General features: G+C 38.6%; 20 protein-coding genes and 1 other annotated feature. Of the genes, 17 read left to right on the forward strand and 3 right to left on the reverse strand.

Features of this window, described 5'->3' with window-relative positions; genetic code table 11:
• The first annotated feature begins 409 nt into the window (after positions 1-409).
• Positions 410-610: a DUF6501 family protein gene (locus tag M3206_RS12965; RefSeq protein WP_251312952.1), complete on the forward strand. Its 201-nt coding sequence runs from the start codon at positions 410-412 to the stop codon at positions 608-610.
• A 57-nt stretch (positions 611-667) separates the two neighbouring features.
• Here M3206_RS12965 and M3206_RS12970 read toward each other — a convergent pair whose 3' ends face one another.
• Positions 668-1747: a bifunctional 3-deoxy-7-phosphoheptulonate synthase/chorismate mutase gene (locus M3206_RS12970; RefSeq protein ID WP_251312953.1), complete on the reverse strand. Its 1080-nt coding sequence runs from the start codon at positions 1745-1747 to the stop codon at positions 668-670.
• A 316-nt stretch (positions 1748-2063) separates the two neighbouring features.
• Positions 2064-2263, forward strand: a binding site (T-box leader).
• A gap of 61 nt (positions 2264-2324) precedes the next feature.
• On the opposite strand from M3206_RS12970, the gene aroC reads away from it, so the two are divergent.
• The 5 genes from aroC (at position 2325) to katA (ending at position 8656) form a co-directional block, all read left to right on the forward strand.
• Positions 2325-3494, forward strand: coding sequence for a chorismate synthase (gene aroC, locus M3206_RS12975; RefSeq protein ID WP_251312954.1), 1170 nt, complete (start codon positions 2325-2327; stop codon positions 3492-3494).
• A complete protein-coding gene (aroB, locus tag M3206_RS12980) occupies positions 3495-4568 on the forward strand; it encodes a 3-dehydroquinate synthase (protein ID WP_251312955.1) in 1074 nt (357 codons plus the stop codon).
• A gap of 18 nt (positions 4569-4586) precedes the next feature.
• Positions 4587-5684, forward strand: a complete 1098-nt coding sequence (locus tag M3206_RS12985) for a prephenate dehydrogenase (RefSeq protein WP_251312956.1) — start codon at positions 4587-4589, stop codon at positions 5682-5684.
• 13 nt (positions 5685-5697) lie between these two features.
• Positions 5698-6984 (forward strand): 3-phosphoshikimate 1-carboxyvinyltransferase, encoded by a 1287-nt coding sequence (gene aroA / locus M3206_RS12990; protein ID WP_251312957.1) that lies wholly within the window; start codon positions 5698-5700, stop codon positions 6982-6984.
• Between the two features lie 211 nt (positions 6985-7195).
• Positions 7196-8656 (forward strand): catalase KatA, encoded by a 1461-nt coding sequence (gene katA / locus M3206_RS12995; RefSeq protein WP_285876962.1) that lies wholly within the window; start codon positions 7196-7198, stop codon positions 8654-8656.
• Between the two features lie 54 nt (positions 8657-8710).
• On the opposite strand, the gene cbpA is transcribed toward katA, so the two are convergent.
• Positions 8711-9358: a cyclic di-AMP binding protein CbpA gene (cbpA, locus tag M3206_RS13000; protein WP_251312958.1), complete on the reverse strand. Its 648-nt coding sequence runs from the start codon at positions 9356-9358 to the stop codon at positions 8711-8713.
• A 428-nt stretch (positions 9359-9786) separates the two neighbouring features.
• On the opposite strand from cbpA, the gene abc-f reads away from it, so the two are divergent.
• The 6 genes from abc-f (at position 9787) to M3206_RS13030 (ending at position 18183) form a co-directional block, all read left to right on the forward strand.
• Positions 9787-11406: a ribosomal protection-like ABC-F family protein gene (abc-f, locus tag M3206_RS13005; protein ID WP_251312959.1), complete on the forward strand. Its 1620-nt coding sequence runs from the start codon at positions 9787-9789 to the stop codon at positions 11404-11406.
• A 108-nt stretch (positions 11407-11514) separates the two neighbouring features.
• Positions 11515-13056: an FAD-dependent oxidoreductase gene (locus M3206_RS13010; RefSeq protein ID WP_251312960.1), complete on the forward strand. Its 1542-nt coding sequence runs from the start codon at positions 11515-11517 to the stop codon at positions 13054-13056.
• Positions 13057-13316: 260 nt separating this feature from the next.
• On the forward strand, positions 13317-15056 hold the full coding sequence (locus M3206_RS13015) for an ABC transporter ATP-binding protein (protein WP_251312961.1): 1740 nt from the start codon (positions 13317-13319) through the stop codon (positions 15054-15056).
• Positions 15053-16831 carry an ABC transporter ATP-binding protein gene (locus tag M3206_RS13020; protein WP_251312962.1) on the forward strand — a complete coding sequence of 593 codons (1779 nt, stop codon included), beginning with the start codon at positions 15053-15055 and terminating at the stop codon, positions 16829-16831. Before M3206_RS13015 ends, M3206_RS13020 begins: the two co-directional genes overlap by 4 nt.
• Positions 16832-16937: 106 nt before the next feature.
• A complete protein-coding gene (locus tag M3206_RS13025) occupies positions 16938-17696 on the forward strand; it encodes a TspO/MBR family protein (RefSeq protein WP_251312963.1) in 759 nt (252 codons plus the stop codon).
• 22 nt (positions 17697-17718) lie between these two features.
• On the forward strand, positions 17719-18183 hold the full coding sequence (locus M3206_RS13030; protein WP_251312964.1) for a hypothetical protein: 465 nt from the start codon (positions 17719-17721) through the stop codon (positions 18181-18183).
• Positions 18184-18203: 20 nt separating this feature from the next.
• Here the strand turns inward: M3206_RS13030 and M3206_RS13035 are convergent, their stop codons facing one another.
• On the reverse strand, positions 18204-19532 hold the full coding sequence (locus M3206_RS13035) for an oligosaccharide flippase family protein (RefSeq protein WP_251312965.1): 1329 nt from the start codon (positions 19530-19532) through the stop codon (positions 18204-18206).
• Positions 19533-19664: 132 nt separating this feature from the next.
• Here M3206_RS13035 and M3206_RS19100 point away from each other — a divergent pair, with 132 nt between their 5' ends.
• The 5 genes from M3206_RS19100 (at position 19665) to M3206_RS13060 (ending at position 26076) form a co-directional block, all read left to right on the forward strand.
• The gene (locus M3206_RS19100) at positions 19665-20936 is read left to right on the forward strand and encodes a M24 family metallopeptidase (protein WP_251312966.1); all 1272 of its coding nucleotides are present in this window, start codon (positions 19665-19667) and stop codon (positions 20934-20936) included.
• Between the two features lie 96 nt (positions 20937-21032).
• Entirely contained in the window at positions 21033-21530 is a 498-nt protein-coding gene (locus tag M3206_RS13045) for a hypothetical protein (RefSeq protein ID WP_251312967.1), read from the forward strand.
• A gap of 95 nt (positions 21531-21625) precedes the next feature.
• On the forward strand, positions 21626-22366 hold the full coding sequence (locus tag M3206_RS13050) for a CBS domain-containing protein (RefSeq protein WP_251312968.1): 741 nt from the start codon (positions 21626-21628) through the stop codon (positions 22364-22366).
• Between the two features lie 199 nt (positions 22367-22565).
• The gene (gene fdhF, locus M3206_RS13055) at positions 22566-25520 is read left to right on the forward strand and encodes a formate dehydrogenase subunit alpha (RefSeq protein WP_285876964.1); all 2955 of its coding nucleotides are present in this window, start codon (positions 22566-22568) and stop codon (positions 25518-25520) included.
• On the forward strand, positions 25513-26076 hold the full coding sequence (locus M3206_RS13060) for a DUF1641 domain-containing protein (protein WP_251312969.1): 564 nt from the start codon (positions 25513-25515) through the stop codon (positions 26074-26076). Before fdhF ends, M3206_RS13060 begins: the two co-directional genes overlap by 8 nt.

The raw sequence follows: 26076 nt of genomic DNA on the forward strand, positions 1-26076 counted from the left end.
ACTTTTTTAAACACAAAAAGCTGTTCAACTTTTAATAATAAATAATTGCATATTACAAATGTACATACTTGCGTTTTACAAGTATGTAAAAATATGATATTTGCATTTTGCAAATATCATAGAAGAGGCTTTAGGACACTGACTGTTGCCTTTATTTCTCGTTATAACCTTTAAAGGAAGGCACGATCCTATGAACAATTCGAAATTGATTCAACTCTAAAGAATAATTGGATCTCTTTTTATAATTAGCTTTATATTTAGCAGAGATGATATACAAATATTTTTAGCTATATAATTCCAAGGACAATGAGAAGCTATTAGGGGATCAATTTGACATAATTCAGCATTCACCAGTATCATTTAAGGAAGAAAAATATTGTCTTATCCATATTTAAAGGAGAGAATGTGAATGATCCACTTAGACTGGGCTACTAGACCAACTATTCGTGAAATCAAATGTGTGCACACTGACGCTAAAAAATATATGGTAGATCGTGCTTTGACAAGCGGGAAGATGTACGAGTTGAAAAACGAAACAGAGGAATTTTATTTTGTCATTGATAACACGGGGAAAATAGGCGGGTATTATAAAGAATACTTTGAAGGCTAAACCTCAACAAATGCATAAAGAAAGCCTGACTCATTGAGCCAGGCTTTTATTACTATATTAAGAATGTAATTTCACTTTCTCCTTATTTAAAAGGGCATCCATGAATTCATGGAATTCTGGAATGTTCATTTGTTGAGCGGAATCAGATAGAGCAACAGCTGGATCCGGGTGTACTTCAGCCATTACCGCATCTGCACCGATCGCCATCGCTGCTTTTGCAGCAGGCAATAGAAGGTCCTTACGACCCGTAGAATGCGTCACATCCACTACTACCGGTAAATGTGTTTCTTTCTTCAAGATTGGTACAGCAGAGATGTCAAGCGTGTTACGTGTTGCACGCTCGTAAGTACGGATTCCACGCTCACATAGGATAACTTGGCTGTTTCCTTGAGCTAGAATGTATTCAGCAGCGTACATGAACTCTTCGATCGTAGCTGATAATCCACGTTTCAAGAGAACGGGTTTGTTTACTGAACCAGCAGCTTTTAATAAGTCAAAGTTTTGCATGTTACGTGCACCGATTTGGATAACATCAACATAATCAAGTGCCATTTCAATGTCATTCGGATTTAAGATCTCACTTACTACAGCAAGTTGATGTTCATCCGCAACTTTACGGAGAATCTTTAGACCTTCAAGACCAAGACCTTGGAAATCGTAAGGGGAGGTACGCGGCTTAAATGCACCGCCTCGAATTAAGGTCAATCCTTTTCCAGCAATGACTTCAGCAACTTGTTTCACTTGCTCGTAGCTTTCAACCGCACAAGGTCCCATGATGAAGTGAGGATTTCCATCACCAATCTTTTCACCTTTTACATTTACTACTGTATCTTCCGGTTTCTTTTTACGAGAAACGAGTAATGCTTTTCGATTATCATCTTTTTGTAGTTCAAGACTTGCTTTGAAAATTTGTTTGAAGATATGCTGAACAGTAGATGTTTCGAATGGTCCATCATTTTGTGAAGCAATCAAATCTAATAGAGCTCTCTCTCTCACTGGATCAAAACGCTTTACACCTTGCGTTTCTTTTAATTTTCCAATCTTCTGCGCGACATGGCCACGCTCGTTTAATAGTTCCAAAATTTTTAAAGAAATCTCATCAACTTGTTTGCGTAACACTTCTAATTCGTTTGACATCGGCGGTTCCTCCCAATTTGTTTTACTTCTTTTTCATATCCTATATCGCGGCCGCTAATAGGCGATTTGACAGTTTTTATTACACAGGACACTTTCGCGCTTTAAAGCGTGTGTCTCATAAAGTATTGCTTGTTACTTTAAAGGGATTTGAAAAGAAAGTCAAGTACTTATCCAAAAAAAGTTTTATTAAATTTCAGAATGTTCATTTTGCTTAAGTTGACTCTTAGATGTAGGTAGTGTAAATTTTATGAAAAATGAAAGAATTCCCTTTACAACAGCGCTTCAACGTGTTAAAACTGTCTATAACTTTATAAAATAAATTGCTATGAAAGAATGCGAGTAGTGAGAAGGTTCCCTGTTAAAGAGAGCTGATGGTGGTGAAAATCAGTACAAAGCCTTTCGCGAATTACAGTTCTTGAGCACGCTTTTTAAAAGCCGGACTTTCCGTTATGACAATGAAGGTGGCAAAGTTTATCTTTGCTGTCAGGGTGGTATCGCGATTTATTCGTCCCTGCTTATAAGCAGGGATTTTTTTGTACAAAAAAATTAGACAAAACAGCACATTGGAGGAATGGAAATGAGATATTTAACAGCTGGTGAGTCACACGGACCGCAGCTTACAACGATTATAGAGGGTGTGCCAGCTGGTCTTCCTCTCTTAGCTGAAGACATAAATGAAGAGCTGGCTAGAAGACAAAAAGGACATGGCAGAGGTCGCCGTATGCAGATCGAGAAAGACCAAGTCCAGATTCTTAGCGGTGTAAGACATGGTATAACACTCGGTTCACCGATCACCTTAGCAGTTGAAAACAAGGATTTTACTCATTGGACAAAAATCATGGGTGCAGAACCACTTGAAGATGAAAATGCAGAAATAAAACGTGTTATTTCCAGACCGCGCCCTGGACACGCTGATCTAAACGGAGCGATAAAATACAACCATCGTGATATGAGAAATGTATTGGAAAGATCATCAGCACGAGAGACCACCGTACGTGTTGCAGCGGGTGCTGTGGCTAAGAAAATTCTAAAAGAGTTAGGTATAGAAGTAGGGGGCCATGTGCTGGAAATCGGCGGTGTGCGAGCTGAACATACCACTTATGAAACACTTAGCGAACTTCGTGAAAAAACAGAAGCATCTCCTGTTAGATGCCTAGATGAAACAGCCGAAAAAGAAATGATGAATGCCATTGACCGTGCGAAAGAAAACGGTGATTCAATCGGGGGTATCGTAGAAGTTATCGCGGAAGGTATGCCAGTAGCTGTAGGAAGCTATACGCACTATGACAACAAGCTCGATGCAAAACTTGCTGCAGCAATCATGAGCATTAATGCATTTAAAGGCGCTGAGATCGGCATTGGTTTTGAAGCAGCAAGAAAACCAGGCAGTGTAGTTCATGACGAGATTCAATGGGACATCGAAAATGGATACACACGAAAAACGAACAATGCAGGTGGTTTCGAAGGTGGAATGACAACAGGGATGCCAGTTGTCGTCCGTGGCGTAATGAAGCCGATTCCGACATTATACAAACCTCTTCAAAGTGTTGATATTGAAACAAAAGAAGCATTTGCAGCAAGTATCGAAAGATCTGACAGCTGTGCTGTTCCTGCAGCAAGTGTCGTTGCAGAATCTGTAGTAGCATGGGAACTGGCTAGCGCACTCATACAGCAATTTGGTCAGGACAATATGGAAGTGATTAAAAAGAACATTGTTCAGCATCAAGAGCGTGCGAGGGCGTTTTAAATGGAGCAGATCACTATCAAGACACCTTCTAAAACGTATCCCGTTTATTTAGGGGAAAAAGTGATTCCGAAGCTAGGTGAGGTTTTACAATCATTAGATCCTGCACCAAAAAATGTGCTGATCATCACCGATCATCATGTAGGAGAGTTATACCTTAATGATATTCAATCAGAGCTTGATGAAAAGGTATCCTATGAAACTTTTCAGATCGAGCCGGGAGATAGTCAGAAATCTTTTGATAACTATTATGCGTGCCAAAGTTTCGCATTAGAGATAGGGCTTGATCGGTCTTCTGTAATCTTAGCGCTAGGCGGTGGAATGATCGGTGACATCGCCGGTTTTGTTGCCGGTACGTATATGAGAGGAATACGGTTTATTCAAATTCCAACGACCATCCTTGCTCATGATAGTGCCGTAGGAGGGAAGACAGGGATCAATCACCCTGAAGGCAAAAATATGATCGGTGTTTTTCACCAACCAGAAGCTGTTATCTATTCAACAGATTTTCTATCTACTTTACCTGAAAATGAAATAAGGTCTGGATTTGCGGAAGTAATCAAGCATGCATTAATAGCTGACCCCAGCTTCTATGATTATTTGAACAACAACATCAAATCACTTACTGATCTAAAAGGTGAGCACCTGTTAAACTGCCTTACAAGAGGAATTGAAATAAAGAACGAAGTCGTCTCTCAAGATGAGAGAGAAAAGGGCATCAGAGCATTCTTAAACTTTGGCCACACACTCGGGCACGCTATTGAAGGTGAACGTCAATACAAAGGAATTACGCATGGTGAGGCTGTGGCTCGTGGGATGGTTTTTGCTTTATCCCTTAACAAAAAAACGGTTCAGCTTGGAAATGATCTTAAAAGTTGGTTAAATGACCTAGGATTCGCTCCTATACCGAAGAATCTTTCGGTACCCTCTCTTATTAACAGAATGAAAAAGGATAAGAAAGCAGCAGGAGGGACGATTAATATGGTGCTCTTAGAACAAATAGGACAACCCACTATCACACCTTACCAAGCTAACGACCTAGAGAAGAAATTAACTCAATTCTTAGAAGAGAATTAACATCAAAGGAGCCTGCACATGAGGAACGTCTTGCTGATAGGAGTTGGATTGATTGGCGGATCAATCGCTTTAACAATAAAAAAAGAACATGATGTGGCTATCGCAGGATATGACGTCCAGGCTGCCAATTGTGAGAAAGCAGTAAGTTTAGGAGTCATTGACAAAGTCGCAACTGATTTGCAACAAGAAGCAGCTAAAGCTGACCTTATTATAATTGCTACACCCGTTGAAGCCACATTGAACATTATGGATCAACTCTCTTCCATTAGACCAGCTATTAAAGCACTTGTCATGGATGTCGGAAGTACGAAGAAAACCATAATGGAAAAGGCCGAAAAGCTCGCTGAACAAAATATTGTTTTTATTGGCGGGCACCCAATGGCAGGATCGCATAAAACAGGAGTAGAAAGTGCTCGACCACACTTACTAGAAAATGCTTATTATATTCTCACACCTAGTTCTATTGCTTCTGCATCGGAAATAGAAGAAGCGAAAGACTGGTTAAAAGGGACGCGTGCGAAGTTTATCGTGGCTGAGCCGGATGAACATGATTTTCTAACGGGTATCGTCAGTCATTTTCCTCATCTGATTGCATCGAGCCTTGTGAGACTTGCTCAAAAACATGCGAATGAGAATCCACTCGTCCAACAGCTGGCGGCGGGCGGTTTTCGGGATATCACACGGATTGCTTCAAGTTCTCCAAAAATGTGGAGTGATATCGTCAGCCAGAACAAGGACCATCTATTAACTCTTTTATCCGATTGGAAAGAAGAGATGGAACAAGTGATAAGCTATGTTGAAATTGGTGATCCAAAACAATTATTTGATTATTTCCATGGCGCAAAATTGTTCCGAGACGGACTCCCTGTTCGTTCAAAAGGAGCGATTCAGCCGTTTTCTGATTTATATGTAGATATTTTAGATACAACGGGTGCTCTATCTAAAGTAACTACACTATTAGCAGAATTTGAAATCAGCATTATCAACATTACCATTCTTGAAGTGAGAGAAGACCTCAATGGTGTGCTGAGATTAAGTTTCCAAAATGATAACGACCGTGATAAGGCACAAAAAGTATTACACCAAGAAAATTATTTAACTCATATCACGGAATAAGGAGGCACTTTTTATGAAAAAACAATTAACGCCTATTCATCGCTTAAATGGAACCATTAAAGTGCCAGGAGACAAATCGATTTCTCATCGATCAGTCATGTTTGGCTCCATAGCAGAAGGAAAGACCACCATAAACGGTTTCTTAACTGGTGAAGATTGTCTGAGTACTATTTCTTGTTTTAAAAAACTTGGAGTAAACATTGTTCAGGATGGTGAGCATGTAACGGTTGAAGGAAGCGGAATCTCAGGTTTAAAACAGTCTTCTGATGACCTGTATGTTGGCAATTCTGGTACGACCATTCGTTTGATGCTTGGAATCCTTGCCAATACTTCTTTTTCTTCTGTGTTAACAGGAGACGAGTCTATTGCAAAAAGACCGATGAATCGGGTTACAAAGCCATTAAGGGAGATGGGTGCAGAGATTGAAGGCAACGAGGAAGGAAACAAAGTTCCTCTTCACATAAAAGGGGGAAATGTGAAAGGCATTCACTACCATTCTCCAATTGCAAGTGCTCAAGTAAAATCAGCCATTCTCCTTGCTGGATTACAAGGTGAAGGAACAACATCTGTTACAGAACCTCTTAAATCGAGAGATCATACAGAACGGATGCTGGAAGCTTTTGGAGTAGAGCTGAAGTCCGATAACTTAACAGTTTCGATTGACGGCGGACAACAGCTGAAAGGTACTCATATTGAAGTTCCTGGTGATATATCTTCTGCAGCCTTTTTCTTAGTGGCTGGAGCTATTGTTCCTGAAAGCACGATTACTCTCCAAAAAGTGGGTCTTAACCCGACCCGTACCGGTATTTTAGATGTTCTTCACGATATGGGTGCAGAGATCTCGTATGAAAATGTGAATGAGGAAGCATCTGAACCTTATGGAGACCTAGTAGTTAAAACCTCGTCCCTTAAAGGAACGGTCATCGAAGGAGATGTTATTCCGAGATTGATCGATGAGATTCCGATTATTGCATTGGCAGCTACACAAGCTGAAGGTGAAACGATTATAAAAGATGCACAGGAATTACGTGTTAAAGAAACCGATCGTATCGAAACGGTGGTAAACGAGCTTCAGAAGATGGGAGCGCAAATCGAAGCTACCGAAGATGGAATGATCATTCATGGGAAATCTCCTTTAAAAGGAGCGTCTGTTCAAAGTTACGGCGATCACCGCATCGGAATGATGTTAAGTATTGCCGCTTGCCTTGCAGAAGGCGAGACAACACTAGACCAAAGCGAAGCCGTTGCTGTTTCGTATCCTTCATTCTTTGATCAGCTTCAACGTTTATCAAATCCATAATAAAAAATAGTTTGAGCCAGTATCCAATAGGATACTGGCTTTTTTATGATCTAATTAGAAGACTAGTTCCTTATGAAATGTCCCATATTTCTATCATTCGACAGATTATAACATTTTTCATATTAGAATTATTATAAAAAAGTATTGATTATCCGTTGAGAGGTGATATCATTAGAGTGTACAAACTATTCCAATAATGAGGTGATTAAGTTTGAGTAATAGTAACAAACACTTAACTACTAGTTGGGGAGCTCCTGTAGGGGACAATCAGAATTCGATGACTGCAGGATCTAGAGGCCCTACTTTAATTCAAGACGTTCATCTTTTAGAGAAGTTGGCTCATTTTAACCGCGAACGCGTACCAGAACGAGTTGTACATGCAAAAGGTGCAGGCGCTCATGGCTATTTTGAAGTAACAAACGACATGAGAAAATACACAAAAGCACATTTCTTATCTGAAGTTGGAAAAAGAACACCACTGTTTGTCCGTTTTTCTACAGTGGCAGGGGAAAATGGCTCTGCTGATACTGTTAGAGATCCCCGTGGATTTGCAGTTAAATTTTATACAGAAGAAGGAAATTATGATCTTGTAGGTAACAACACACCAGTATTCTTTATTCGAGATGCTATCAAGTTTCCTGATTTTATTCATACTCAAAAACGTCATCCTCAAACACACTTGAAAAATCCGAACGCGATCTGGGATTTTTGGTCATTATCACCGGAATCCCTTCACCAGGTAACCATCCTTATGTCTGACAGAGGAATTCCTGCCACATTCCGCCACATGCATGGCTTTGGAAGTCATACATTTAAATGGGTAAATAGAGAAGGCGATGGGGTATGGGTGAAGTATCACTTTAAAACAGAACAGGGTATAAAAAATCTCTCAAACGAAGTTGCCGCTAAAATCGCTGGAGAAAACCCTGATTATCATACAGAAGATCTATTCAACGCGATTGAAAAAGGTGAATTCCCTTCTTGGAAGCTCTATGTACAAATAATGCCACTTGAAGATGCAAATACTTACCGTTTTGATCCATTTGATGTTACTAAAGTTTGGTCACAAAAAGATTATCCACTCATTGAAGTTGGCCGTATGGTTTTAAATAAAAATCCTGAAAATTATTTTGCAGAGGTAGAACAAGCTACTTTTTCACCTGGAACATTAGTACCGGGGATTGATGTATCTCCTGATAAGATGCTTCAGGGCCGTCTGTTTGCTTACCATGATGCACATCGCTACCGGGTAGGAGCGAACCATCAAGCACTTCCGATCAATCGTCCGCGAAATGAAGTGAACAATTATCAAAGAGATGGCCAAATGCGTTTTGATAATAATGGTGGTGGATCCATATATTACGAGCCTAATAGTTTTGGCGGACCCAAAGAATCTCATGAAAATAAACAAACTGCTTTTCCAGTGTCAGGTGTAGCAGATAGTGTAGGCTATGATCACCATGATCACTATACTCAGCCTGGAGATTTATATCGCTTAATTAGTGAAGAAGAACGTTCGAGACTAATCGAGACAATTGTTGGAGCCATGAAACCAGTTGAATCCGATGCAATCAAATTACGGCAGATCCAGCATTTCTACAAAGCAGATCCAGATTACGGTACGCGTGTAGCGAAAGGACTGGGATTAGAGGTTCCGCAAGAAGTTAAATAAAAGGCAAAAAATACGTTCCCCAAGTTGTGGGAACGTATTTTTCGTTTACACTCATTAAACCTTAGCAGTAGTTCTAAGATCTTCAATATCCGCTACTTTAAATCCATTTGCCTCAACACGATGAACCAATTCATCAATTTCTTCACGTGAAACACTTTTATTAAATGTGATAACAACTCTGCGTAAAAACTGTTTTCCGGCATCTTGTGTAAAGACACCTTCAATATTGTAATCTTCATGGATAGCAGTAAATAATTTTCTTAGCGATCCTTTTCCCTCTGTAGTTGAAACAGTTAAAGAGTAACCGCCATTTTTAATACCATACGAATCTTGCAAAATATCCATAACTTTTGAATGAGTAATAATTCCTAAGAAGTTATGATCATCATCAACTACCGCCATGAAAGGAAGACGTCGGATCGAGAACAATACTTTAAAATAGGATGTATTCTCATGGATAAAGGCATCTTTTTCCTCTGCAATTCTGCTAACGTTTTCTTTGACAGAACCTAAATTATCAATAATATAATCGGATGTTGTCTCCTTAAAAAGTAAACCCACAAATTTTTCACCTTTTTTGTCTAATACCGGAATACAACGGTACCCTGACTGAATGATGGTATAACGGGCTTCACTAATTGACATATCTTCTGTTACATATGTTACTTTTGTTCTGGAAAGATAATTTGATTTTACCTTCATAAGACACACCCTTTTCAGAATTATATAAATATTTAAAACTAATTCGATATAATTTTCAATATCCCTGCTTTATTAATTTTTTTCTCCAACTTTTTACCTGTTTGCAGTTTTGAAAATTCTGTCATATAATGAAATAGTAACAATTAATGGATACACGGTGAAGGAGGTGTAAGGAATGCTTAAAGGTTTGCAATTGTTTAGCTGGCTCGTAGTTTCTCGTTCAATTACTTATGTGATTTTTCGAAATTGGTGGAGTCTGTCCAAATTCAGCTATTCAAATATTGTAAACCGATAAGTAACCTTACCCTTTCCTTTTTCTATGTTATCAGTAAAACCATGGGCAGGTGTTATTTGCTCATGGCTTTTTTAATGAACCTTTGGAAAAGGTGAGGACAGTGGTATAACTTTTTTTGAAGGAGAAATGTAACATGATTATATGCACTGTTCAGAACCTAAAAAAAATGTACGGCGGAAATGAAATCCTTAAGAATATATCATTTGAAATTCGCGAACACGATCGAATTGGAATTGTCGGTCAAAATGGATCAGGAAAGACAACATTATTTAAGCTGTTAAGTAACCTGGAATCGAGTGACTCAGGTTCAATTTTTCTTAAAAAGGATGCAGCTGTTGGATACCTCGCCCAAATGCCTGAGCATGATGTTCATTCCACAGTTTACGAGGTTGTTTTAGCCACATTTCAAGAGATTATAGAGATTGAAAAGAAGATAGGAGAAGTTAACCTTCTATTAAGTGATCCATCTGAAGGAGATCGGCTTGAAAAGAACTTAAACAAATTAAACAAGCTTTATGAACAATATGAGAATTTAAATGGCTATTCAATAGAATCAAAAATAAATGGTGTTTTAGCTGGTCTTGATTTATCACATCATACAAACCAACTTTTTAGTCAATTAAGTGGCGGTGAACAAACAAAAGTCGGTCTAGCATGTCTGCTTCTTCAAGAACCCGAACTTCTTTTGCTAGATGAGCCCACTAACCATTTAGACATTGACACGATAAACTGGCTGGAAAATTACTTGCTCAAATATAAAGGGGCATTCGCGATTATTAGTCATGATAGGTACTTTTTAGATAAAGTTACGACGAAGACGATTGATATAGAAGATGGTGAATGTACGGTATATAACCAACCATACTCTGGGTTTGTGAAAGAAAAAGAAAACAATCTATTGACCGAATATGAAAACTATCAGGAACAACAAAAGAAAGTAAGAAAAATGAAAGAATCCATAAAACAATTGAAAGATTGGGGAGCGCGTTCCGGAAATGAAAAGTTCTTCAAACGGGCTAGAAGTATGGAAAAGGCACTCGAACGTATGCAAACGATGAAAAGACCCCCACTTGAAAGTAGAAAGGCAGCTTTCGAATTTAGTTCCAATAAAAGAAGCGGTCAGGATGTTGTTGTTCTGGAAAGAGTAAGTAAATTAATTGAAGATCGCATTATTCTTGATGATGTCGATCTTCAAATTAGACAGGGAGAAAAGATTGCTCTTGTAGGTAAAAACGGCTCCGGAAAAACTACTTTGATCAATGGCCTGTTAAATCATGATTTTGATGATGGTGTTGTTAACCTTGGTTCATCAGTGTCCATTGGTTATTTATCACAAAATGGTTTAGAAACAGACGGAGATCTAAATGTCTTGGACATTTTTAGAGATCGTGTCCCGATGGAGGAAGGTAAGGCGAGACATCACCTGGCAAAGTTCTTGTTCTTTGGCCCTTCCGTTTATAAAAAAGCTAGTGATCTAAGTGGTGGAGAAAGAACAAGGTTAAGGCTTGCCCAACTCGTCTATGAAGGATTCAACTTTCTCATACTAGATGAACCTACGAATCATTTAGATATCGATTCACGCGAAGCGTTAGAAATTGCTCTAGAAGAATTCAACGGAACGATTTTGACAGTCACACATGACCGTTATTTAATGAATAAACTTTTTAACAGAACTTTATGGTTGGATAACGGCAAAATGATTAGTTATCCAGGAAATTACGACTATGCTCTTCATAAAAGAATCAGCAAGTAAATTTTAGAACAGGCTAAATTTAAGCCTGTTTTTTTATTTTTTGTGGTTGCTACTGTTATAGATGGGGAATAATGGTTAAAAATATTGTTTACATATAGGAGGTACTCCGTGAATAGTTTTGATAAGAATTTACCGCAATATCCGAAATCACTTTGGCGAGAAAACGTGGATATTCCTACTTACCCTGCATTAAATGAGAATACACAATCAGATGTAGTTGTGGTTGGTGGTGGAATTGCAGGTATCACAACTGCTTATCTTCTTGCTAAAGAAGGCTTACAGGTCATATTGCTTGAAGCAGGAAAAGTCCTGAATGGAACAACGGGGCATACTACGGCAAAAATCACATCTCAGCATAATGTTATTTATGACCGCCTGATCTCTCATCTAGGAGAAGAACGGGCAAAAATGTATTATAAATCTAACGAAGCGGCAGGAGAGTTCATTCGTCATTTTATCAAAGAAAATGGCATCCATTGTAACTATGAAACTCATGATGCGTTTCTTTATGCGAATACTGAACAAGGTATAAATAAACTTGAGAAAGAAGCAAGTGCATATGAGCAGCTTGGGATTAATGGTAAATTGGTTGATAAGATGCCGTTTGACATCCCACATAAAAAAGCACTTGTGATGAAAAATCAAGCACATTTCCATCCTGTTAAATACTTAATTGCCTTATTAAATGAAATGGATGCATTAGGTGTTAAGATCTATGAAAACACAACAGCTACAGATATACAGGAAGATAAGGATGACCAAAAAGCAACGGTAATCACAGAAAACGGGCATAAAGTGAGAGGGAATTTTGTAGCTTGCTGTACCCATTTTCCTTTTTTCGATGGAATGGGTTTTTATTTCACAAGGATGATGGCAGAACGCTCTTATGTTTTAGCAGTTAAAACAAAAGATAAGTTCCCTCAAGGAATGTTTCTAGGTGTAGATGATCCTGCAAGATCCTATAGATCCATACTGCAAGATGGAGAACATATCGTTCTAATAGGAGGAGAAAGCCATCAAACGGGACAAGGAATCCCCACCCATCAGCATTATGAAGCACTAATAAAGGAAGCTAATAAATCGCTTAATTTAGAAAGAGTATTATACCGCTGGTCAGCTCAAGATCTAATCACGCTGGATAAAGTACCTTTCATCGGTAAATTAACACACAAGCATGATCGTATCTTTGTAGCTACGGGATTCAGAAAATGGGGAATGACAACAGGTACATTAGCCGCCCATATCATTCGGGATCATATTATGGGTAAAGAGAATGAATTTGCAGAAGTGTACAAACCTCAGCGATTCCAAGCTGATCCTTCCGATATTAAGCAATTTATTAAAGAAAATGCTGATGTAGCTAAGCATTTTGTCTCAGGAAAGTTAGAGAGACCGTCTAAAAACCCTCGCAGCCTTAAAAAAGATGAAGGCGGGGCAGTAACAGTTGACGGAAAAAGATGCGGTGCTTATCGAGACCCTAATGGTGAATTGTTTGTTGTGGATACAGCTTGTACACATTTAGGCTGTGATGTTGAATGGAACAGCGGTGAACGAACATGGGATTGTCCGTGTCACGGATCTCGTTTTACGTATCAAGGTGATGTTGTAGAAGGCCCTGCCACTAAACCTTTAAAACGGGTAAATCCTTAATTTTTTATATGCGCATAAAAGACTAATATCAATCAGTTGCTTGCCGCGACGTTTGGTATTGGTCTTTTTTATGTCTGTCCGTATAGACTATTTCAGATGAAATCCCTTAAAAGATTTACACTAGAACATACTTTATAATTGATCAATCTCCCGCTTTATATATTTTTCTTATTATTGAAAAAAATAACAAGTGAAAATAATGATAATTTTTAGAAAATGGTTTAAAATAAAGTGCTGGGAGCGAGAGGGGGGAATTAAATATGAAGCTTTTAAAGGAGACACTTAAGCATTTTAAGCCATATTGGAGGGGGCTTCTCCTTGCTTTTGGATGTTCACTAATAGGAGGGGCGTTTACCGTTATACCTCCTATATTAGCCGGGAAGCTCGTGGACGAAGTACTACCTAATAAAATGACAGACATGATCGGCTGGCTTGTAGCAGGGGTATTGTTTGCCTTTTTATTTAAAGTGGTTTTCGAGTCGCTTCAGGAATATATTCAGGTTCAAATTGGACTGGATGTCATTACTGATATGCAGTTGAGAGCTTTTGGACGGTTGCATCGAACACCTATGTCATTCTTTACGACGACGCCACGTGGGGATATGCTTTATCGTCTAACTCACGATGTAGAGGCGGTACAAAACTTGAATAATACGGTCATTCCACGATTCATTCAGCAAGTGGTGAGTGCAATAGCTGCATTCATCGCCGTATTTGCTTTATATTGGCCCGTAGCGATCGTTATGTTCTGTGTATTTGCAATTTATTTATATCCATCATTCAAACTTGGAAATACCATGCGTAAAATGAGTGCCGTCCAGCGTGATATGCGTGCAGATATCTATCATCATCTTCAAGAGAGCATCGAATCTACAAGACTAGTTCGTACATTCCAAACACAAGAAAGAGAAATACATACACAAGATCAGAAACTTACGGACTGGAAGAACTATTCGATTCGTGCTGCTTTGATCGGTAAAGTAAACTGGCGTCTAGGTAATTTGTTCAATATCGCAACACCTGGTGTTGTTATGCTAGTTGGAGGATTGGCTGTTTGGAATAACACGATATCCGTCGGGACACTGGTTGCTTGTTTAGGTTTTATTCCTACTATGTTTTTTCCAATCCGTTCACTTGCAGAGAACGCCTTGATCATCCAGCAGGCAATTCCAGCTCTTCAACGAATCTATGAATATTTTGATCTTCCCGTTGAACATGAAGAAAACCTGCCAAAAATGAATGACATACGCGGCGATATTGACGTTAAAAATGTATGGTTCCGGTACCCAGGGAATGAAGAATATGTTCTTAAAGGTGTATCTCTTAGTATGAAATCTGGCCAGCACATCGGAATAGTAGGAACGAGCGGCGGCGGAAAGTCAACGCTTATTCAATTACTGCTCGGTCTATATGAACCGGAAGCTGGCATGATAGAAATCGATCAGCAAAATCTACTGAATTACAATCGTAATTCTTTTCGGCAGCAGGTAGGTGTCGTTTCACAAGAAACCTTTCTATTAAACCATACACTTCGAATGAACTTATTATATGGAAGAAAAAATGCAACTCAGGAAGATCTAGAAGCAGCATGTGCTGCCGCAGGACTTACAGACTTTATAGCTGGGTTGCCTGATGGTTATGAAACCATTGTTGGGGAACGCGGCCTTAAATTGTCAGGTGGTCAGAGGCAACGTGTCGCTTTAGCAAGGGCCATTTTAAGACATCCTGCTCTATTAATCTTTGATGAAGCAACTTCTTCACTTGATGGTGAAACAGAAGAACGTGTTCAAGCTGCTCTAGAGACACTTATTCCAGGTCGAACAACAATCACAATCGCTCACCGTCTAATAACGGTTAGAGATGCGGACAAAATTTTACTTCTAGATAAAGGAATCGTTGCTGAAGAAGGAACACACGAGGAACTGCTTGCTCAAAAAGGTCAGTACTATAAACTTTATATGGCCCAATACAGTGAATTAGAAAAGGAGAGAGCGATATGAGCCAATTAGCGGCCAAATCAAAAAACCGTGACGGCAGACGCGTTCTTGCCTTTTTAAGACCACATAAAAAATGGGTTTTCGCAGACGCTTTTGTCATTGCAGTCAGCCAAGTTTTCTCTGCGCTTATTCCAACACTAGCTTTAGGATGGTTAGTTGATACCATCCTGCCAGGAGAATCAAATAAGTTATTATGGGGGTTAATGTGGCTGCTCGTTTTTGCAGCGGTTGCTGACTTAATCCTGATGGTTATCGATGAATATTTTTGTCATCATGTTGCAAAATCCGTAACCAATTGGCAAAAGCTTCGTTTGTTCAAACATCTGCAGGTCTTGCCGTTTTCTTTTTATCAGAACAATCAATCAGGAGAGATGATGGCAAGGGTATCTGATGATCCAGATACGTTGCACAACTTTCTCGCATGGGAAGGTTCAACCTTCATGGCTTCTGTTCAAGGCGTGGTCCTATATAGTGCTGTTTTGCTTTGGATTCATCCTTTCTTGATGATAACGAGCGTAGTGTTAGGAGTCATCTTCTATTTAACATCTAACGCAGTGGGACGAAGAACACGACAAGCATCAGCAAACGCCAGAAAAGAAGCCTCTCGTTATCTTGAAAGACTTCGCGAATCTGTTACAGGCATCCACTTATCGAGGGTGTTAGGAGTCTCTGACGGAGAAGTGCAAAGTGTGGCTGAGATTCGTAAATTGTTCATAAAAGAATCTCGTAAGGAATTAAAAGCACGTATGCAATCGATTGTTGTAATAGGGAGTTATAACGGACTCGCTCTAGCGGTCGTTTATGGGCTTAGTGCGTATCTAATCTGGAATGATAAATTAACAGCCGGTGAAATGCTTACAGCAGCTGGACTGGTTGCCATTGCTGCAAACGAAATGCAGAAGATGCTCAGAAACTGGCTATCTGTAAGAAGGACCGGTCCAGCTCTAGATCGATCTGAAATTTTATTAAGTGAAAAGACATCACGCGCTGAAACTGAAAAAGGTATGACATTGCCTCTAGTAGAGGGAGCTATTAAATTAAAGGACGTTGTATTTAGCTATCCAGAAAAAGAAGAACAAGTGCTTAAGGGGTTATCGTTTGAAGTTCAACCTGGTGAAGCGATCGCACTAGTCGGTCCGAGCGGTTCCGGAAAATCCACAATCGTCGATTTATTACTCCGTCTTTACGAACCAGAAAGCGGTTCTATCTATTTAGACGGGAAGGATATTTCAACGGTTGATGCGGGGTGGCTGCGCTCACAGATTGCTATTGTTTCACAGGATGTTCAGCTGCGGAATGGTTCAATTGCTGATAACCTGCGAATCGCAAAGCAAGATGCTACGGATGAAGAGTTAATAAGTGCCCTTAAGGATAGCGGTTTAGGAGATTTTCTTCAAACCTTGCCAGAAGGCATAAATACAGTAGTTGGCGAGCGGGGAAGTTTGTTGTCTGGCGGTCAAAAACAAAGATTATCTCTTGCTAGGGCTCTTGTTAAGGATGCTGCTATTCTTATTTTAGATGAAGCAAGCTCTGCATTAGATCCCATCACAGAGGTTCAAGTTAATGAAGCCATCAATAAAAGAAAATCGAAACAAACCGTTCTCATCATCTCACACCGATTGTCGACGGTATTAGCCGCAAATCGTATCATTGTAATGGAAAACGGCAAGGTGATTGAAATTGGGAAACATGAATCATTGCTTAATTCCGACCACGGCGTTTATAGCCGTTTATTCAAACGTGAAGCAGAAATTGGTACTCAAGCATTTAGTAAGTAACCATCAAAAAAGGCAGTCCAATGTTGGATTGCCTTTTAGCTTCACATAAACATCCTCATAATAGGGTATACATGGAGTAAAGAAATCCTATGAGGAGGTACTACATATGTCTGAAAAGTTAAGAGCGTATATGAATATGGCGGCCCTAGGAATTGTTATTTTAGTTAATTATCTGGCAAATGCATTACCTATCAACGGAAATACAACCGGAGCATTGTCAGAGAAGTATAATGTCCTTATTACTCCTTCTGGATATGCGTTTTCCATTTGGGGACTTATTTATACACTGCTCGCGATTTGGGTCATTTACCAAGCCATGCCTAAACAAATAAATCACCCTGCTTTCAAAAGTATAGGTTATTGGTTTGTTATTAACTGTTTCTTTAACACTCTCTGGGTTTTTGTGTGGCATAATGAACAGTTGATCCTCTCACTTGTTGTAATGATCGGATTACTTCTATCCTTAATGATGATCTATTCTCGAATTAAAGGGGTTGAAGATCGGCCAAAATTTATTCTAATTCCTTTTTCCTTCTATTTAGGCTGGGTGAGTGTTGCTACTATTGTTAATACTTCTATCGTACTAAAATATTCGGGATGGGATGGTTTCGGAGTTTCATCAGAAACATGGACAATTACAATGCTTATTGTCGGTATGGTTTTAGCTTTTGCTTTTATTTTCAAAAACAATGATCTCATATATCCGCTTGTATTCGTTTGGGCATTTATCGGGATTGGTATAAGGCATATGGGAGATTTAGATTCTATTGCTAACACGAGTTTCTCTCTAGCTGTATCGCTCTTATTATTCATTATCTGGAGAACAATAAAACGGACAAAGAGTTTGAGACCAGTACGCACTTAACTTTTAATAATGGGGGATTAGTATGGTGAAATTATCAATGCCAGCTGGTTTAATGATTGAAGCCGCAATAGCTGGTGGGGTTGAAGGAGATCATTTGATTGAGGTTATCAGAGAGAAAAAAATCAGTGCTCTAAGTCATATAGGCAAATCAGAAGAGAGCTGGCAAAGCTTCTTCAAATATGCAGAAGAGCATTGGGAGGATATCGTACTCGCTATTAAAAATGGTTTTACGTTTAAATTTATAACCATTAAAGGATTACAAAACTTGCTCCTTACAAGGATTTCTTTCAAGGAAGAAAACCTTAAAATTGGTGACTCATGGCTTGAACTAAAGTTGAATGAATCACAGCTTACCTTCTTACTGTCTCGAATTCCTCATCAATGGTTGTTCATCAAACAAGAAGATAGCGAAAGTCCATATAACTATCGTGCAGTACTTGCTCAAAGGCATAAGGTTACTTGTAAGAAGGCATCTCGTAAGGAATGAACCTTATAGAGATGCCTTTTCTATTCCTGAAAATTATTGCGTGGACTTAACCAAAAGGTAATTCCAATCGCTTTACAAACTGAGAAATAATGCAGCAGCATAAGAAGAACAGAACCCGTATTCATTCCAATGATTACACCGTGCATACCAAATGAAGGTTGGGAGCCGAGTAAATACATAAGAAAAAAAGAAATACCCGTTGACCAGATCGACTGAATAAATGCAGTAGTAATCAATCCTAAGCCAATTAAATAAGCCTGAAGCGGTATTAGGAAGAATGTGAATAAAAAGCAAGGCCACAAGAGTTCTAAATAGGCCGCAGCAGAAACGGAATGAAAGAACGTTACCGTCAATTTCTCTGAAAATAAAAGATATATGGCTACAGCAGGAAAACCATATGCTGCCGTGATTTTCATAACCCGAACTAATAGCATTTTCAAGGTATCCACATCTTTTTTAGCAGTTGCTTCTGAAACAGTCGGTATTAATACGACAAGTAAAGAATGTGCAATAAATGAAGGGAAAAATCCAATCGTTATAGCTACCCCTGCAAGAAGGCCGAACTGTTCAGTAGCTGCCACATCAGATAGTCCGGTCAAAGTGAGTGAGTATTTAATAAGAAAAGGCTGAACCGCATTAGTAAATGCGTGAAAAAGGCGTAATCCTGTTGTTGGAATCGTCACAGCCATTAAACTTTTTGTTACTTCTTGAGATGTTAATTGTTGATACGAATGGTATTTCATTTTCCTATATTGTAGAAGATAAGCAGTAAATAAATAGACAAAAACAACAAATTCACTTCCGACAAACGTTGCTAATGCGATTAAGATAGCCGTTTCTTGATCAAAAGAGAACAACTGATAAACACCTGCAAGCAATATGAGCTGTACAAATTTACGGAACAAATTTGAAAAAGCGATTTTCCCCATCTGCTGTTTTCCCATAAAATAACCTCTAGCGATTGAGGTCAGCGAGATAAGAGGAATTAATAAAACCATTAACCATCTCACCAGCGGATGATAACTATTAAAGACCGGAATAAAAGGAAGTAAAAATACAGAAATGATGATCATAGCTGCCGTTAAAATTAAGGTTAGCTTCGTTGCATGCTTTAACATACTGTAATGCATTTTTTCTTCTTTTTCTGCTACAAACTTAGATATGGAAATGGGAAGCTCTAGACTGGCGATGATTATAACTAAAATCACAGTTGGGAATATAGACATGTAATGTCCTAATCCCAATTCTCCTAATTGCCGTGCAAGTATCATATTTACAACAAATTCAATGCTTTCTCCTACTAAAGCTGCAGCTGCAAGCAAAAGAACTCCTCGAAAAAAGATATTCATATCATGGTGCATCTCCTTGTACACTTTGTCCTCCTATTCATATGCACGAACTTATAAAACAAGACCATGAAGGACTTCATATAGAGAAAGGAGAACAATGTAAACACACATTGTGCGAGGGGAATGAAATTCGTGAAAAATCAAGTTGACCAAATAAAGAATAAAACAATAACACTTATTGAAAGGGACAAAATTAGAGATGAATGGCTATTCGAAAGATTAGAGAACCTGTTGCCTGTTCTTATGGTGAAACATAATTTTGATATGTGGGTTACTTTAGGCAGAGAATATCATGAAGACCCTGTAGCCATTACTCTTTTTCCTTCATCAATAGACAGTTCAAGGCGTTTAACGATCTTTGTTTTTATTAGGGAAAAAGATTCTGGTCATGTAAATAGATTTGTCATCTCATCAAACAAAGAATATGAACCTTACTACACCTGCTGCTTTGGAAAGAAAGGTGAAGGCCCTTTTGAAGTACTCCGTAAACTAATGGATATGTATCAGCCAGATCAAATTGCGATCAATCAATCTCCTCATTATTCTTTTTGCGATGGTCTTAGTCACACCTTTTATCAGATCCTGCAAGATACGATTGGAATGGAGCATTCATCTAAATTGGTATCTTCAGCACCATTGGCCATTGATTGGTTACAACTTCGAATTGAACCTGAATTGGAAACCTATAAAGATATTGCGTTAATTACGCGTGATCTAGCCAAACTTGCTTTATCTGAACAAGTGATCAAGGCAAAACATACTACCACCCGAGAAGTCGTTAATTGGATTCGTCAAAAAACATTTGACCTTGGATTAAAAACATCTTTCTACCCTACAGTGGATATTCAAAGACAGGGTTCTTCTGCTGACAGGATTGAAGGAATAATTCAGCATGGCGATATCGTACACCTAGATTTTGGCATTGAATATTTAGGTCTTTGTTCAGATACACAACAGGTAGCTTATGTCTTGTATCCAGGAGAACATGAAGTGCCAAAAGGTCTCAGAAAAGCATTTGCTACAGCAAATCAATTTGAAGATATTGTAATGGATACGTTCCAACTAGGAATGTCAGGGAATGAAGTTTTTGAAAAAGTTATGATGATAGCTTCAGAAAAAGGCATTTCTGCTATGCTTTATTCCCATCCAATTGGTTATCATTGTCACGCTGCTGGTCCATTAATAGGGTTATTTGATAAGCAAGAATCCATTCCTGTTCGAGGAGAACTGGAGATATTGAATCATACCTGCTATGCGCTAGAATTCAATATTAGAGCATTTATACCAGAATGGAACAAAGATGTACCGATATACCTTGAGGAATCTGTCTGCTTTAAACATCATAAATTGCAGTATTTAACCAAGAGACAAACCGAATTTTATGTTATTCCGTCCTCATCTTAAGTTCTTTACAAGAATTAACAATTGAAATCCGTTAAAACCTTTTGTACAATGGGAAACTGTGTGTTCCTGCAAATGTAATCTAAAGGTGGGATGTAAATGTTATTGGTAGGACTTGAAAAAGAAACGGAAAATAAACTCGATCGAAACGAACTTGAATTTCAACTTCTTCGATTACAAAACGATATGAAACAAATTGCAAAAGACTATGATGTCATCGGTGTAGACCAAACGAAAGATGATAATTTGGTGATCGTATATAAGACTGAAGAATTAGATCAATGCAAAATCATGCTAAATGATTGTGAATCTAGATATGATGGTTGGGATTTTTCTATCGATGCTGTTTATGAAGACGATCAAACCCTTCATATCGGTGATATTAAAGGACCAGCAAATAAAGGGTATGGATCGATCTGTATGGAGTATCTAAAAGAAACGGCATCAGATCAAAACATCCCTTATATCAAGGGTGACATTGCTAAAAGAGATTGGGATCATGTAGACCGTTTACTTCACTTTTATGAAAAACATGATTTTGAAGTCGAACTAGACGTAGAAAACAAATGTGGAAAAATAGAATGGAAAGACTTTTAAAAAGGAGAGTATCGGAGGATACCCTTCTTTTTTTGTTTATAAAGTATCCGTAAATGGGTAGAAGGAGTGTAGTGGATAAATAAGGAGAGATAAACATGAGCGTGACTCATTTAAAACCAAATAAAGAAAATACGTTATCAGAACGATTTGAGGTCGCATTTAATCAAATTCATAAATGTCTTATGGAAAAAGTAAATGATATATCAGATGATCGGTTTAAAAATTTAGTTGAGGTAGGTATGAAAAAGCATTCTCTGATCAGGTCGTTTTATAATGAGCTTTGTCAGTTTGCTAAGCTACGAAATGCAATTGTCCACGAAAAAGTGGATCATGATTATTATATTGCAGAACCTCATCTTGATATTGTGGAACGTATCGAAAAAATAGCAGGATATTTTCAAAAACCCGAAACAGCGTTAAGTATTGCAACCAAAGAAGTTCACCATTTTAAAGAAAGTGACAAGTTAGCTGATGTACTAAGCTGCATTAAAAAAACGTCGTATTCACGATTTCCTGTATACAATGAAAAAGGTGAATTCCTATGGCTATTAACGGCAACCTATATACTAAACTGGCTCAGCGATCGACTTGCGGATCAAGTTATTGATCTAAGTAATGCTAAAATATCAGATATCAAAAGAAAAAAGGGTAATCAGCTAGTGGCGTTTATCTCAAAGACATCAAGTATTTTTAAGGCAGAAGAAATATTTGAAACGTTTCATAAAGAAGATAAAAAACTTGAAGCAATTATTATTACTCTTAATGGAAGTGAAAATGAAAAGCCCCTTGGGATCGTTACTTCCTACGACTTAATCGAAATTGATTTAGACAGCTGATTTAAAAGGCACTTTTAAAGTGTCTTTTTTTTGTTTCAAAGTTGTATTTGAAAAACAACCATTTGTATCTGCTGCAGCTTGTCAACTCACACAGTAATTGAATATCTGAATTTGTTTAAGGAGATAACGATTAGGGAATCGGCATTGTTAGATGACTGAATTTTTTGTAAGTAACTAATATTGAAAGGGTGAGATCATTTTGTCGGATTTTTCGATTAAAATTAACGGTTCTGAAGTTAAAGCTAACAAAGATCAAACCATATTAAATCTTCTTACGGATCGTCCTGATCAAGTTCCTCATGTTTGTTATCACCCCAGCCTGGGGCCGATTGAAACGTGTGACACGTGTATCGTTAAAGTAAATGGTGAATTCGTCAGAGCTTGTTCCACAATATTAAATGATGGAGACGAGGTGGATACAAACTCTGATGAGGTGAAAGAAGCACAAGTGATCGGAATGGACAGAATCCTGTTAAATCATGAATTATATTGTACCGTTTGTGATTATAACAATGGGGGTTGCGAAATACATAATACCGTTAAAGAGATGAAGATCAACCACCAAAGCATTCCTTTTGATCACAAACCTTATGAAGTCGATCATTCAAATCCTTTCTACAGGTATGATCCAGATCAATGTATTTTGTGCGGAAGATGTGTAGAAGCCTGTCAGGATGTTCAAGTAACAGAAACGCTATCGATTGACTGGGACCGAGAAAGACCTCGTGTAATTTGGGATAAAGATGTGCCGATTAACGAGTCTTCATGTGTTTCATGTGGACATTGCTCTACGGTATGCCCTTGTAATGCCATGATGGAAAAGGGCATGGAAGGCGAAGCAGGTTATATGACAGGTATCAATCGGGAAACCTTACGTCCTATGATTGAAATTACGAAAAATGTAGAAACCGGATATGGCTCTATTTTAGCTATTTCAGATATGGAAGCTGCCATGCGTGAACAGCGTATTAAAAAAACAAAGACGGTTTGTACGTATTGTGGAGTTGGTTGTAGTTTTGATGTATGGACAAAGGGAAGGGAAATTTTAAAAGTTGAGCCTCAGATTGATGCGCCTGCTAACGGTATTTCTACATGTGTAAAAGGTAAGTTCGGCTGGGATTTTGTAAACAGTGAAGAGCGTCTAACAAAACCGCTTATCCGTGAAGGTGATTCGTTTAGAGAAGCTTCATGGGAGGAAGCGTTAAACCTGATTGCGTCCAAGTTTACAGAAATCAAACAAAAACATGGCTCACAAGCATTATCATTCATCAGTTCATCTAAATGTACAAATGAAGAATCCTATTTAATGCAAAAGCTGGCAAGGGGAGTTATAGGAACAAACAATATTGATAACTGTTCACGTTATTGCCAGACACCGGCTACAATGGGCTTGTTCCGTACGGTAGGGCATGGCGGAGATTCAGGTTCTATTAAGGATATTGAAAAATCAGAGCTCATTATTATTATCGGTTCCAATACAGCCGAATCCCACCCTGTACTAGCTACAAGAGTAAAGCGTTCTCACAAATTACGTGGTCAAAAACTAATTGTCGCAGACCTTCGTAAACACGAGATGGCTGACCGTGCGGATCTTTTTATCCAACCTAAAGCAGGTTCTGATCTCGTATGGCTTTCAGCAGTAACAAAATATATTCTAGACCAAGGCTGGGCAGATCAAGAGTTTTTAAATAATCATGTGAATGGTCTTGAAGAATTTAAACAAAATCTTGAAAAGTTTACGCTAGAATATGCTGTAGAAGCTACAGGACTTTCTCAGGAAACCTTAATCCATATTGCAGAAACCATTCATCAATCGAAAAGCGCTTGTGTGCTTTGGGCAATGGGTGTAACACAGCATAGGGGCGGAAGTGATACAAGTACTGCTATTTCAAACCTGCTCCTTGTAACCGGAAATTATGGACGTCCTGGTGTAGGGTCATATCCGCTTCGCGGCCATAATAACGTTCAAGGTGCGAGTGATTTTGGAAGTATGCCTGATCGTCTTCCATCATACGAGAAAGTAACGGATGAAAAAGTACGAGCTAAATACGAGCAAGCTTGGGGCGTAAAGATCCCGGAAGAACCTGGACTGAACAATCATGAAATGGTCGCAGGTATACATGATGGACACGTTAAAGCCATGTATTTAAAGGGAGAAGACATGGGAATCGTGGATTCGAACATCAACTATGTTCATGATGCCTATGAGAAGTTGGATTTCTTTGTAGTACAAGACCTCTTTTTAACAATAACCGCCCAGTTTGCTGATGTCGTACTGCCAGCAAGTCCGAGCTTAGAAAAAGAAGGTACTTTTACAAATACTGAACGAAGAATCCAACGGCTTTATCAAGTAATGGAGCCGTTAGGAGATTCAAAGCCGGATTGGCAAATCATTCAAGATATCGCTAACCGTTTGGGAGGCAATTGGAACTATACCCACCCTAGTGACATTATGGATGAAGCTGCTCAATTAGCTCCTCTCTTTGCTGGTGTTTCTTATGAAAGACTAGAAGGGTATAAGAGTCTCCAATGGCCGGTAGCTCCAGACGGGACAGATACTCCCATTTTATTTACTGATGGATTCCCGTTTGAGGACAGAAAAGCTAAATTATATCCTGTGGATTGGACGGAACCTATAGAATTTGGAGAAGAGTACGATATCCATGTTAATAATGGAAGACTCTTAGAACATTTCCACGAAGGGAATATGACCTATAAATCAGAGGGGATTACATCAAAGACGCCTAATACTTTTCTTGAAATCTCACATGAACTAGCTGAAGAGAGAGGAATTAAAGATGGTACTCTCGTTCGTTTAACTTCCCCATATGGAAGTGTTAAAGTTCATTGTTTAATCACAGATCGAGTGAAAGGCAAAGAAGTATATTTACCGATGAATGACAGTGGAGAAGCTGCGATCAATCTATTAACCAGCAGCTATGCAGATAAAGATACAGATACACCTGCATATAAAGAAACAAGTGCCAAATTAGAGATTCTTCAAGAAGAAGGGGCTAACCCACTGCCAAAAACAAATTTCAGATACGGGAACCCTCAGCCGCAGATCGGAGTAGCCGTTGAAAAAAAATGGGCCAGAAAAGATTATATTTTCCCTGGAGATGCTGTGAAAAAGGAGCGAAACCAACATGGCTAAGGCGATTAAGAATGTCCACAAGTTATCTGTGTCGGAAGAAGAACAAAGAACCAAAGATTTAAGGGAAGTGGAAGATGCCTTAATAAAAAATAAACAAGCGATTATGCAAACACTTGAGATCATGAATCATATGCAAGACAAAGGTATCCTTTCGTTGTTAAACGGATTGTTCGGGCAAGGGGATAAAGTCCTAGATATTGCCGTTAAAGCCATGGACAAACCTGAAAACACGAATACGATTAAAAATCTTCTGCTTCTCTTAGGTACACTAGGGATGATTAACGTTAAACAACTCGAGCCATTTTTGCTGAAAATTGATGCCGGAATCGCTAGAGTAGCAGAGTATAAAGATACAGACGAAAAAACAGGGTATTTTGATCTTGTAAAATCATTAAAGGACCCAGAAATCAATAGAGCCATCACCATACTGATGCAATTTTTAAAAGGAATGGGACAAGATACAGAACCTTTCGAAAAAACCGTTCAAGATACACCTAAAAAACGAACAAATCAAACAAAAGATAAAACCTTAGAAAATAATGAGAAAAGGAGCTAA

Source organism: Fictibacillus phosphorivorans, from assembly GCF_023715845.1.
Taxonomy (GTDB): Bacteria; Bacillota; Bacilli; order Bacillales; family Fictibacillaceae; genus Fictibacillus; species Fictibacillus phosphorivorans_D.